The sequence below is a fragment of the Providencia sp. JGM181 genome (genome assembly GCF_018257375.1).
GTDB lineage: Bacteria > Pseudomonadota > Gammaproteobacteria > Enterobacterales > Enterobacteriaceae > Providencia > Providencia lanzhouensis.
Genome location: NZ_JAERJY010000005.1, coordinates 48,301 through 61,094, shown reverse-complemented (window position 1 = coordinate 61,094; position 12,794 = coordinate 48,301). Strand labels below are relative to the sequence as shown.

Below are 12,794 nucleotides of genomic sequence, written 5' to 3'. Positions count from 1 at the left end.
ATTGAATTTAAAAATAAAAATATAAAGACAGTTGAGTCATACTCAAGTTGGACAAAAGAAGAGTACTGTAAAAAAGTAGAAAGCTCTAGTGGAATACCTTGGGCGTGCGTATCAGGAAGCATCTCATCAAAAAACAAGTATCTTGTTATTGGTGATAGTCATGCCGCGCAACTTATCCCTTTCTATGATTATATTGGCAAAAGAAATGATATCGAGTTTACAGTTATTGCAGCTCCGCACTGTATCCCTATTAATGGTTTTGATGTTAAAAAATCTAGCAATAGCAACTCATGTCAAAAAAGCATCGAGTTTGCTGAGTCGATAATCCCAAAATTCAAAACCATAATTATGAATGGGATATGGGAAGACGCCCATACAAACAACGATAACTTTAAGAAAAATTTAAAAAATTTCCTAAATAATACAGAAAAAAACAATCAAAAAGTTATATTTGTGTCTGCCATACCGAAGTTACAATCAGATCCTAAAGGGCTTAAGGACTCTTATTTTTTAAGATACTTTGCAAATATCAAGACTCTACACACCCCAATAGATGCTAACAATGCATTCTCAAAAATAATTTCAGGTCATGATAATGCTGAATTTATTGACTTATACGACAGTGAGGCATTTAAAAGTATTCCATTTTACAATGGTGAACTTATGTTTTTTGACCATTATCACTTGAATGCATACGGGGCTATTACATATGCAAAGTATTCAGAAAAAAAATTAATTGACTCTTTAAGATAGTCCTCATAACTCTAGGTGTAGACCTATATCAATACTATAAAAAGCCACTAGTTGTAATTAGTGGCTTTTATTTTAACAGTTAATTTTTAAGTGACTAGTTAATGTAGCTCTATGGACATTTTACAGTCATACCAATCCTGACCCCTTACGACTCCAGAGTTAAGCACAACCTCAATGGAGCACTCGCTCGCAGCGTTAATCCTTCCTTCAAATTGGATATGGCTTTGTATGCTAGATGAAGATACTCCAGTTACATCAAAATATGTCCTAGCTCTTTCAGTCCCAGCTATTTTTATGATTAAGTATCCAGACGCATTCTGCGTTCTTACACTTCCGTATATTTTATAGAATCCAGTGCGCTTAATTAGTGCACTGCTTCCATTGAGATGCATTCCAAATGGATCATATTCCACATCCCTCAAAGGAATAATACCTGATTCGCTCATATTTACTTTTAATTTTGAAACTTTTAGTAGGTATTTGTTGGCTCTAAGATCTATTTTGTGAAATCCAGTATAGTTATTTTCATCACTCTTGATGCTATTTAAAATGTAATTCCCGTCTAAATTTCTAACGTCTATTGAACCATCATTCATTGCCCCGCCAAATTTAAGATAATATCCAGCAGCTGCTGATGTATAGAATCCACCATCAATAGTTAAAGTTCCGCCATCAACATAAAACATCTTACAATGAATATCATCCTTACTACCAAATATAGCAGTATTTAACTGACCTCCAATTACAATACAACTTGATGGCATAGTTGAGTCAGTTCTCTTAACATGAACAAACCCACCGTAAAGCTGCTCTGAGCTTGGCGATATTAGCACTATGTTAGAGTTTACAATGTCAAAAACTAACGGAGTTGGTTTATTTATTTCATCTTTTTCCCCTACCATTTCACCGCCACTAACTCTAACTTCGCTGTATTGATGTCTGTTGAATTTAAATGGGTATCGAAATTTAACAGTATGTAAACCATATAAATTGCCAGATGTTCCTGTGCTGTATGAAATCCCGTTTAAAATATCCTCCCATACAAAACCTCTTCCAGCCATTCCTGAATTTAATACATGAATATCACCAATGGTACAAGCGTACTCATCATGAAATACAAATCCATCCAGTGATTCACTAATATATCCTGAATCCGCCCTAATGTTTGTTATTTCACTGAATGAGATTCTAGGGATATATGCATAACAATCTAATGAAATATCACTTCCAGCCCTGAATGATACACCTCCGGTAAATGAAATTCTTTCAGCAGCCTTATTGTCTTCATGATAGACAATAAAAAATGCATTTTTATTAAAATTGTCTTTAGCTCCAAAAGGTCTCTCAGGGGCTTGTGATGGTTCGATTGTAGGTGTGTTATTATTTATTTTCGTTAATGTTGGATATCCAACACATCTAATTTTATCATTTGTTTTTAATAATAGGTATTCGTAGTCACAATCACAATCGATTATTAGCTCAACGCCTAGTTCTCTACTAAGTAATAATGACTTTTCTAATGGATTACTCTCATTCATCATTCTAGAAAGAGACACCCCAGTTGATGTACCTTTAATTAATGCTGATAAGTTAATTCCATACTCTGTGCCAATTAAATTAGCTCCATCATTTGATGCAAGTCTATGTTCAAACTGATCAGGGTCATACTTCAGCACATTAGGGTAATAGAATTGCTGTTCTCCGTAGCTGTCATATACAGCCATACTGTGACCTTCCACTGTCACAAACTTAGCAATCTGTCCATTATAAACAGGGAAGCCAGCTTGGTTGATGACGAGTGGCTGAGCGACAGGAATAGTGCTACCGTCCTCGTTTTCCAAATACACTTGCACTTGGTTTTCAGGAATGGTTGGGTCTTTGTCGATTTGACCAATATAAATTTTGCCATTGCTCGCCGCTTGGAATTTACGCGCTAAAGTAAATTGCTGACTCGGCATACTGATTACGACATTGGGTATGATTTCTGACATTGCTTTCTCCAAGCGTGAGTAGTCGCACCAGTGTTAATCTGGTGTGTTGTTAAAATTAGGACGTAAAAAAACCGCAATTAAGCGGCTTGTTTTATTTCTAGATTAGATTCAATTAATTACTTTGATTTATTCACTCTTTAGATTCTTCATCCTCAGAAAACCAACCAATTATTCCAAGTCTGGCGATCTTTTCTTTTTCACTCCTTGGTAGTGAATTATAGAAGTCCCTCCACCAAGAAGCATTTTGAATCTCCTTCTCTGCATTAGTCACAATTCGCTCTTGAGCTGCAGGTGATGGCTTGCTCTTCGCTGAAGAAGCTAGTCTTTTCCATACTGGGCTTGCCATCATTTTCTGAACAGCTGTAGCACCAGCTTCACGAGTTGCAGCCTTTGCCCCCATATGGGCTGCCACCGCCGTATTAAGAACCGGACCAACTACTGGAACATGTCCAAGGACTGCTCCTATTGCTGACATCTTCCCGTATTTTGCCACCTTATCAAGTAGACCACCTTGCTTTTCGAATTTAGATAAAAATCCGTTTAACTTTCCAGTGCTTATGTAATATCTATTGGCAGATGCGACATTTTTTGCAACTGTATAATAATCATTAAGCTCTTTTACAGTGTTTGGTGGAAGCTCTTTAGCTAAAAGGCGATCCGTTCCGTTGCGTTTTAAGTCAGAATAAAACTTAACAAACCCATTAACGTTATTTTCAATTTCTGTTCTAGAACCTTTCCTGAACATATCTCTAAGACCAGTAACAATAATCTCAGATCTTGTGCTCTTATCTGGAACGCTAGAAAGAAGTTTATTGAAGGCTTTGGTATTTCCTGATTGAAGCCCATCCAGTGCAGTTTTTGCTGTGGCAGAAATATCACCAGAGAGGTCTTTTCCTAGCAAATCATACACCCTGCCTTCCATCATTTTACGCTGAGCAGTTAGCGCGTTAGCAGCTTTAACTTGATCGCCGAATCCAAACGACTTTGCTACATCGTCACGATCTCTTGATAACATGCTATATAACTCGCTTAAGTTTCTCTCTTCAGAGCTACCGAATGGGGTTTTTGATTTACTAAGCTCAGAGCCGACTATTTGCCTTGCTGCGTTCAATCTAGCGTATGTTGGAGCTCCAGCCTTATCCGTTGTAGGTGACATCATCTCATAAACCTTTTTCTCTATAGGTGAGAGATACTGACTACCACCAAGATCATCAGAAAGATTATCAAGATATGCTCTGGTGTTTTCTGGCATAACTTCCGTTCTGCTGGATATAGACTGGTTTATAGGCTTATATAACTCATTTTCTTGGGCTTTTAGTGCTTCTCTAGCGCGATTAAAGTCGCCTTTAAACTTGCTGTCCATAGCTAGCCTATCAGGCATTGCTCCTGCATCATCAATGATTTTTGCTGCTCGACTGGAAATTGCCTCCATACTCTCTCTTTTTATAGCAGCTAAAACAGACTCATCTTGAGATGCAAGCCCAATTTGCACAGCTTTGAAAGCATCGCTACCAGAAACATATGCTTCCAGCATTTCATCAGGATTAATATCTAATCGCCTCATAGCATCCACGACATTCTGATCCGGCTGAATATCATTGATTACCTGAGCAATCCTTCCTTCTTTACCACTAAAAGCCGCATTAGCATACTGCTGAGCCGAATCGCCAACCTCTGGCGTGCCGTTACTTGGTATTTCTCTAGCAGCTTGCTCTAAAGCCTGTTGTGATTCTTTACCTAGTTTTCCAGTTACAGCGCCATAAGCACCTTTAATTAAAGGAGTTGCCGCTCTTACTAATCCACTGCCAGCAACACCAATACCTAAATCAGTGGCAAGGTTTTCTGCATTATCTTTATTGCTATTTTGAGCTAAAGCACCAACGGTATTTTCTGCGACCATATCCGCCGCTCGAACCGCCGCTCTTTCAGCTTTACCAGAATTGGCTAATTGAGCCAGTGCTAAAGCTGTTCTCTCTTGTCCAACCGCTGGTATTAGATACGGGCCTATATCAGCACCTATTTTTGCATAGGCATCTTTTGGCTGAAGCTCGTTAGGTAATTGCAATCTCGGTGATGGTTGGTATGTCCCATCACCACCGACTGCCTGACCAGCCCATGCACCAAAAGAATTAATTGCATCAGATATTTCAGGAGCGATGTTTGCAACGTTAACACCTGTTTGCAGCAAACCTTTTGCAGCTTCTGTAACTGGATTGCCAATTTCTGTCTGCTGTGGTTTTTGCAAATCGTGGTAAGCTAAGATTTCATCGGTTGGGATATCTAAGTTAGCCATTTGAGCATCGGATAGATGTGATTTACTAACTGGGTATGCAGTGTAGAACTGTTGCTTTGCCTTATCTACATTTTCGCCAACCTTTGGAGCAACCACCTCGTTGAAATATTGCTCTTGCGCTGCCACCTTCTGATCACTTGATAAAGATTGATAATTAGGTGATGCAATCACCTCTTTCCACGGCTTAGCCATTAATCACCCCATAAGCTTGAGTAGTTCCCGCTTTGCTGCGCATTATTCCTTTGAGTGCTAGGCGTTGATGATCTAGGAGAGCTGCCAACATTAACGTCATACTGGCTATTGTAATTATCCGTGTATTGTTGAATTTCTCTCATAGATTGTTGAATAGCTTCGGGGCTTGAATAATCAACTTGCGGCATACCTTGGAAATACATTTTAGCCTCAGCTACAGTGTTGATTCCGCTTGCTCCCATATCTCTTGCTGCTGCAATACCCTGATTTTGCATTCTCCCTTGAATGCGTTGCGCCGCCATAAACAACTGTCTTTGCTCTCCGCCATTCCAGCGACTACGGCGATCTGCTCCTAGTGCTGGGTCTCCTGCTCCACCAGTGAATCCAGTCATGAAATCCAAGTCATCCGCTTTAGCATCCAATATAGAATTCATGTCTTTTTTCATTGCGTAGTTCGTTGCATTCGCTGACGAGCTTGCTGGAGCCGCAATTGCATTGGCTGGAACTCGAACAGTATTTCCGCTATTATCAACACCTTCATAGAACGCGTTAGCCCCTGCCCCATGTAGTTTGCCGCTTATTTGTACTGTTCTTCCATCTGACAACTGAACACTTCTAGTTTCGTTGTCTCCACCCTTTGCTGATGACCTTTGCATTGCCATGTCTTGACCACGTCTAGCGGTAGATGCTGATATGTCTTGTCCTCGCCTTGCAGTTGCCGCGCTAATATCTTGACCTCTTGCCTGCAATCCTTCGCTAGCTTTGTTGCTTCTCACGGTCTCTGTTAATTTGTCACGGTCAATTACTCGACCTTCCATCTTGTCACGAACATCATAATATTTATCCATTCCAAGTGCCGACATTCCAATGTGATCTGCAAGTTCCATTGCTGCTTTAGGGTCTTGTTCAGCCATCGCCGCAGCACCTTGCGGGTCGATACCTAAACGTCGAAACTCATCGGCATTTTGGCGAATGTAATCAGTAGCTTTACCAGTGCCTACAGCCAAGCGATAACCAGAGGCGATATTTCCAATTGACTCTTTTACATCATTAGAAATACCCTGCATGCCATTAGTGATGCGCTCAGCCTGATCTGGATATTCAGCCATCAATTGGCGCATTGCTGTTCTATCTCCGTTTGCGTACGCCTGACCCCACTTGCCTTGAAACTCTTTCAAGCGCTCTTGTTGTTGTTGCTCATTCATGACCTGCGCAACACCAGATAAACCAGCCAACCCCTGCAACCCCCAGTTATTAGCTCCAGAACGTTGCAGGTCGTTATTTTCACGAATAAGCCCAAGAGTTGGGTTGATATCGCTTGCACTTGGGGCATTACTGTTTACTTGACCGATTCCACCAAGGAACCCGCCTGAGTTAATATTTGGATTCCATGTAGCCATTAGAATAAGCTCCCTAATACGCCCAAGCCTGCACCAATACCAGCGCCCCATGGTGTAGATGCTCCTAGCATCCCAGCGATACCACCGCCAAGCATTGCACCAGAAGCTCCTCCGCTAATAGCATTCTGAAACCCTGATGGTCTATTTGCATTTGCTGCCGCAAAAGCTGCGTTTTGCTGAGCTAATTGCCCTGCATTATTTGCATATGTTTGACCAGCGTTTGCTTGACCCTGGATTGCGCCTAGCCCGATATTTGCAAGGTTGTTGTAATTGTTCATCTGACCATTCAACCAGCTTTCACCAAGTGCAGGAGCAATTGATGCTAAGCTATTGCTGGTAGCTGTAGACCCAAGCCCGCCCATGGCCTCAGCGGCCGCTAAGTTTTGATATCGAGCTTGATTTGAGTAATCATTAAATTGCTGTGAGTTGTAATACCCGTTCAGTGCTTGAGCTTGCCCCTCAGGAGATGCAAGGTTTTGTAACTGGCTAATGTACTGACCAGCAAGCGGAGTCAGGGGAGCAAGACCATTCATTACTCGTTCAAATTGTTGGTTTTGCAAATCAGCAGCATATTTAGTCGCCGCCGCCTGCTCTGCCGCACCATTGCTACCACCTCCGCCACCTTTACCGCCTTTCTCATAGAATAGAGGCTCTTCACCATGCAGTTTTCTCCCTAGTGCAAAAATATTTCCGATAGCCATTGTTAACTCCGTTATTTGCTGATGAACTCGGCTAATTCTTCGCGAGTTGCTGAATAGAAAGTGACGTCATCAACGCCTTTGAAATACTTTTTGATAGTGCCTACTCGTTTAAGTCCAATCATCGTGCAGTAGATTTGACCGTGACGAAACTTGCGAGCAGCGAACGAGGTGATACATTGAACATACGTTGTTGAGAGGATGTATTTCCAGAACTCTAAGCCAATATCTTTACTGAATCCCCTTGCCTCTGGTAGATACATCGCGTGACAGTCAAACGTCATTGGCTGTACTTCTTCGTAATACACAATGCCACCAAATTGACCATGAACATGAACCTCAAAGTATTTCTGGTTAGCGTTGTAATCGAACCCATCACCATTATTACTACCCGCGATAATGTCTTTGTGATTGCCAACTGTTTCAATCAAATCGATATTTCGCGTTGGCTTGAATGTGATCATGATTACCTCAATTAATTAGCCCATGCGAACGCGCCATATCTTCCAGCGCTTTGAGTGATTTACGAGTTTCTGTCAGAGCATCAGAGATTGCCTTAACTTCAGCTTGTGAGTAAGTAGCACCTACGCTGTAAGTTTGACTGGCATTGATTCCAGCCTTTGAAGCTGTTCCGGTTGAAGCGGTGAAGCCAGTTACACGAGCGCCAACTACCTTGATGCCGTTAACAGAATATGAATCCTTTACCGAAATAGGAGATGCTAAAGTTTGCGTAATTGTGCGACCCAGTGAGACGTAATCAGCATCTATTTCAGTGACTTTTTCAGTGAGGTAGTTAATGTCACTCTCAGCCGTGGTTAATCGCTCCTCGTGATTGTCTAGGCGTGATTCAGCTTCATTAATCCGTATCTCATGCTCAACTATCTTTTCTTCTGCTGCCGTTATTCGAGTTTCGTGGTTTTGAAGCTGAGCCTCATGCCGTTCCAGCTCCTCTTCTGCTGATTTAATTCTCCGTTCATGGTCTTCAAGAATGATATCCTGCTCATCGTTTCGTAACTGAGCTTGATACGCTTCATTGCCAGCATCGTTTGCCCTATCGGCAACCTTACCCATATCCGATGCGCCATTGAGAACTATGCGTGTGTACACTTCACCAAAGTTGCTAGGTAGTATTTCAGGGATGATATAAGACGCTTGAATCTCAATTGGATTTGCTAGATTTTCATTAGCCATAAAGCACCGTTACATTTTATTAATTGTGGTACAATAACAGAAAAAAGGAGGCGCTATGTTGAGTATTAAAGAATTAAAAAAACATCTAAAATATGATAAATCAACTGGATTATTTACCCGGCTAGTATCAGCTAACAATAAAACCAAAGTAGGCGACATTGCTGGCTTTTATGACTACAAAGGCTACTTGAGAGTTATGGTAAAAGGTAAAGCATACTCTGCACATAGGTTGGCTTGGTTTTACTGTTATGGAGAATGGCCAACTGGTCAAATAGATCACATAAACCAGATAAAGGATGACAATAGAATTTGCAATCTTAGGGATGTCAACCAAACGTTAAATAAATTAAATACCACCATGTATTCCAATAATAGAACTGGAATTAAAGGTGTCGTTCATAACAATAGAAAAGGAAAGCCATATAAAGCATTTATAAGGTTCAATAATTCACTTATATATCTTGGCGGATATGATGAAATACCTCATGCAGCTACAGCCAGAGAAATAGCGGACTATTTTATCTTGAAATATGGCAAACCTTGTTGATTTACTCAATCCTAATACTCAAATCAGATAGAGTGACGGGTGATTTAGTTATCACCCTAACTTTGAATCCGATATTTTTCCTTATCCTGCCAATTCTTCTCCATATAATTCTTTTGTCGTAGTTGAATGGTGAATTCTGCTCTAGCATTTTCTCTGCCCCAAAGTTAATACCGTCTGTAGTTGCAGATAGAAATAGGCGATCAGCTATTTGAGCAACGCCCGTTGATGCTTCGAGTTCTAAATCAAACACTCGAGCATTATCAGCTTTCACCATTGGCGTGTAGAGAATGTGCTCGACTTGCTGGTTATACTGCGAGGACTTATCGAATGCTAACTTACCGACTAGACCAGACTTTTTGTCACCAACTGTTATCTGATTATCTTCATACATGAAGTCGATAGCGCGGTACGGCTCATCATATAAGCCAGTTTTCAGGATGCACCACTGCGGATATTGCTGACTGCCAGTGCCATCAAAGCAAAGTGTGTGGCGTGGTAAATGGATAATTGCTAACTCATGACCATCAAATTTAACTGACTCCATAACAGCACCTGATAGCTCATCAGCGGTATAGCTTCGGATGATTTTATCAATGCTTGCTGTCGATATTGCGCTAGTAGTGCCAGAGCCAAGTAAATAGACAGACGGAGCGCCATTGGCTGGGTTGCTGATAAATGCGTATGAATCACCAAACTTGCACTTTGCATCACGACCAGCTATGCCAATTTGCACCATATATGCTGGTTGCATTGCATAGATTTGCTGAGTTGCTGATGTAGAACCGGTAAGTGAAAAGTATTCGATAGTTGAAGCGCCAAAACAGATAACCATGTCACGCCAAGAGCTAACAGAAATTATCCCGTCCGGTTGGGATTCTGCTGTATAAAAAGGATTGTATCTATCCGGCTTAGACTCATCTTCGATGTCAGTTATTCCGAATCTAGCTCCGCCTTTCTGCAGCCAGATATAACGACCACGGTTGCGAGTGACATCAACTACTTCTCCAAAATCATACTGAGGGTATTTGTTGACTACTTCCAACACTTCTTGAGTCATCACGAACTCAGTAGCATCAGTTGTTGACCCATTCATCTTGTATGTGATGGTCAGTTTGTTTCCGGTGCGCTTTAATCCTTCAACGATAATATCGGTAAGATATGGCTTGATTGGCTCTGGCTTGTCCTGAGATATTTTCACTCCGAATTGATACTCGGGTATCTCAATGGTTTCGCCAGTTGTTCCATCGGATGCCTTCGGCGTTATCTTCAGCGTTAACGAGCCGTCGATATCATCTTTAGTCAGTGACACGAAATCATCATTGCCAGCTTTGTGAGTCCACTTTTTAACATCACGAGTGTAGCCCTCTTTCACTACCTCTTCTTCAGGCCAGTTGGTTAACTCTTTAACTTCACCATCGTAGCGATAGAGTTTTAACTTGCCGCCAAAAGCAACTGCCTGACTCACTCCAGAATGCGCCAGTGATACTCTGTCTTTACCTTGAATATCACCGATAGCATTAGCGCCCTGATACAACTTGCCGCCGCACACACGGTACACAGTGCTATTTTTCGTGTTGAATTGTACGCCTCGTGATACTCCATCAACATCACGAAGTTTTACCAGCGCAGGGAATGACCGAAGATAACCAGCTGCATTCAATACTTCTTTCGGTGTGGCCAACATATTGACTGGCAAACCATCTATATAATCAGCCGTGTGCGGGTCTTTGCGTAAACCTCTAGCCAGTGGAATCTTTACCTGTGGCATTGAACCCCCTTTCGACATAGTAATTATCTACGCCTAAAGCTGTGTATTTATTACCTTGACCAACTGGCATATCTCCACGCCTATCAATAGACGGAACGCTAACAGTATCTAGTAGCAAAGCATCATAAGAAGATGCCGCCGAAGCCTCTTGTCTTGGTGTAGGCTCTAGCCCGTAATCTGTTAGTATTCGGAGTAGCAATTGGTAGCCGATAGCCTGTTTGTATTTGCGAGGTAAGCCAGAATCATCATCTGGTGTTGGTTGCTCATCTTCTAGAGAAAACTTGTAACCTAAGTCGCCAAATGTAATTTGCATTTCTGACATCAGATCTTCTAGGTCATGAATGCCATCCTCTACCGATTGCGGCTCTACATCAGTTAGCGTCGCATCAGAAGCAACGCCAGCCTTACGCAATGCAAACAGAACAATTTCACCTTTAGTCAGTGTCATTGCCATTTGTTTCCGCCTTCTTAGTTGCCTTGGCTTTCTTTGGTTCTGGCTTAACAATCTCATCAACCGAAGCGACAAATCCAAGCTCTTTAAATGCAGGGAAATCACTAGCCACAATGACTGCCTGTACATAGCCAGCTTCATTGTTAGCCCATGCAAAAACGCTCTTACGTTCCATATTTACCTCAAATAAAAAAGGGAGCCGAAGCTCCCAAATAAACAACGAGGGTATTAGACGTTTCCGAAGAATTGACCGCCAAAGTGTGGGTTGAAGCACACATAAGCAGGCAGCAAGTCAAAACGCATCATTTGTTTGTTAGCATCACCATCAGCGTATTTATGTACGCGAATAGAGAAGCCTTCATATGTAGCCACTGCTGAATCAATGCTGTGTAATTTTGGCAGCGGAATAGTACCCAAGCCACAGAACATTTTATTGAAGAACAGGTTAGGCTTCATTTGTTGCTTAGCAGTACCGATCACTACAACTTCATCACCTGCTGCTACTTTGCGGTCAACTGCGTTGTATTGTTTGTTTACTGCGTCATACACCGGAACACCGGATAACTTAACAGTCACATCACCTGTTCCGTCAGAGTTTGCATCTTCAAGAACTGTAGCGGTGAAACTGATAGCCGTAGAGCCGTTGTACAGAGTTTGCTTGCTTTGTTGGTTAAGCCAATGTGTTGCAGTGAACTTAACCTGATCACCTGCTTTAAAGAATCCGGTCTTGCTTGCTGTAGCTCCGGTCAGAGTTACAGTGAACTGATAGGAATCTTTAATTGCTGTGTAATCTACGGTAGGAGCTGTTTTAACAGTCAACGTTCCACCAAAATCACCCTGTTCACGAGATGCCAACCCATTTGACATTAACGCTTTAATGCCGCCAAAGTTACCCGGAATCTGTGCATTTTCCCACGCAGTGCGTACTAATTGGTCTGACGCATGTAAGCCAGTTTGCGCATCAGCAAGACGCTGAGCTGACCAAGGATCCATTACTGCATAGTTTTCTCCCGCTTTAATGCCAATATCTTTCAAGAATGTAGCGGTTTGAGCAACATCTGACCATTTGGCAATTGGTGAGTTTGGCGTGCCAAGTGATAGTGCGCCATTGTTCATCATAAAGTGTGCTAATTCAGTCTCAAGGTCAGTAACCATTCGCGCATGAATAGGCGCTAAGATTTGGTCTAACTGATTTAGCTTTAACGCCTCTTCAACTTGAGCCCATTCCACAGCGACAGTGATGTAATTACCAACGCGACCAGTCGCCTTACCTGAAATAAGACCATTCTTTGTTTTGCCAGTGATATCACCATCAGCTGTGCGCTCTGAACTGAATTGATGCGGACGCTTAAAGCTTACACTTTCACCAGTGCTTGAATTAATTTCACCAGCAAGTAATTGACGGTCTACTGTCTTACATAAAACCAAGTCGGACATAAAGCCCGGTAAAAACTTTTTAAGTACAATCTGACTTACGTTTGAATCTAAGTTATTAGCCATGTTTTACACC

12 protein-coding genes are annotated in these 12,794 nt (G+C 41.7%); 2 read left to right on the top strand and 10 right to left on the bottom strand.

What is annotated here, in order from left to right:
- Positions 1-753, top strand: a 753-nt coding sequence (locus tag JK188_RS02105; protein WP_211888623.1) for an SGNH hydrolase domain-containing protein, incomplete at its 5' end; no start/stop codon positions are given.
- A gap of 98 nt (positions 754-851) precedes the next feature.
- Here JK188_RS02105 and JK188_RS02100 read toward each other — a convergent pair.
- The 6 genes from JK188_RS02100 to JK188_RS02075 form a co-directional block, all read right to left on the bottom strand.
- Complete coding sequence (locus JK188_RS02100; protein WP_211885113.1) at positions 852-2,744, bottom strand: phage head-binding domain-containing protein; 1,893 nt, start codon at positions 2,742-2,744, stop codon at positions 852-854.
- Positions 2,745-2,874: 130 nt separating this feature from the next.
- A complete protein-coding gene (locus tag JK188_RS02095; protein ID WP_211885111.1) occupies positions 2,875-5,229 on the bottom strand; it encodes a hypothetical protein in 2,355 nt (784 codons plus the stop codon).
- Entirely contained in the window at positions 5,229-6,629 is a 1,401-nt protein-coding gene (locus JK188_RS02090; RefSeq protein WP_211885109.1) for a phage DNA ejection protein, read from the bottom strand. The genes JK188_RS02095 and JK188_RS02090 overlap by 1 nt, the downstream gene beginning before the upstream one ends.
- Positions 6,629-7,330, bottom strand: a complete 702-nt coding sequence (locus JK188_RS02085; RefSeq protein ID WP_249215367.1) for a DNA transfer protein — start codon at positions 7,328-7,330, stop codon at positions 6,629-6,631. Before JK188_RS02085 ends, JK188_RS02090 begins: the two co-directional genes overlap by 1 nt.
- Before the next feature lie 11 nt (positions 7,331-7,341).
- Positions 7,342-7,791 carry a DUF2824 family protein gene (locus JK188_RS02080; protein WP_211885107.1) on the bottom strand — a complete coding sequence of 150 codons (450 nt, stop codon included), beginning with the start codon at positions 7,789-7,791 and terminating at the stop codon, positions 7,342-7,344.
- A 7-nt stretch (positions 7,792-7,798) separates the two neighbouring features.
- Positions 7,799-8,518 carry a phage tail protein gene (locus JK188_RS02075; RefSeq protein WP_211885105.1) on the bottom strand — a complete coding sequence of 240 codons (720 nt, stop codon included), beginning with the start codon at positions 8,516-8,518 and terminating at the stop codon, positions 7,799-7,801.
- 55 nt (positions 8,519-8,573) lie between these two features.
- Between JK188_RS02075 and JK188_RS02070 the strand changes: the two genes are divergently transcribed.
- Entirely contained in the window at positions 8,574-9,065 is a 492-nt protein-coding gene (locus tag JK188_RS02070) for an HNH endonuclease (RefSeq protein WP_211885103.1), read from the top strand.
- A 1-nt stretch (position 9,066) separates the two neighbouring features.
- On the opposite strand, the gene JK188_RS17955 is transcribed toward JK188_RS02070, so the two are convergent.
- From JK188_RS17955 to JK188_RS02045, 4 genes are read right to left on the bottom strand one after another with little or no spacing between them, the layout of a single operon-like run.
- Entirely contained in the window at positions 9,067-10,833 is a 1,767-nt protein-coding gene (locus JK188_RS17955; protein ID WP_336431234.1) for a packaged DNA stabilization protein, read from the bottom strand.
- Entirely contained in the window at positions 10,805-11,287 is a 483-nt protein-coding gene (locus JK188_RS02055) for a packaged DNA stabilization gp4 family protein (protein ID WP_036957823.1), read from the bottom strand. The genes JK188_RS17955 and JK188_RS02055 overlap by 29 nt, the downstream gene beginning before the upstream one ends.
- Entirely contained in the window at positions 11,268-11,459 is a 192-nt protein-coding gene (locus JK188_RS02050; protein WP_211885101.1) for a hypothetical protein, read from the bottom strand. The genes JK188_RS02055 and JK188_RS02050 overlap by 20 nt, the downstream gene beginning before the upstream one ends.
- Positions 11,460-11,512: 53 nt before the next feature.
- The gene (locus JK188_RS02045) at positions 11,513-12,784 is read right to left on the bottom strand and encodes a P22 phage major capsid protein family protein (protein WP_211885100.1); all 1,272 of its coding nucleotides are present in this window, start codon (positions 12,782-12,784) and stop codon (positions 11,513-11,515) included.
- Positions 12,785-12,794: the final 10 nt, after the last annotated feature.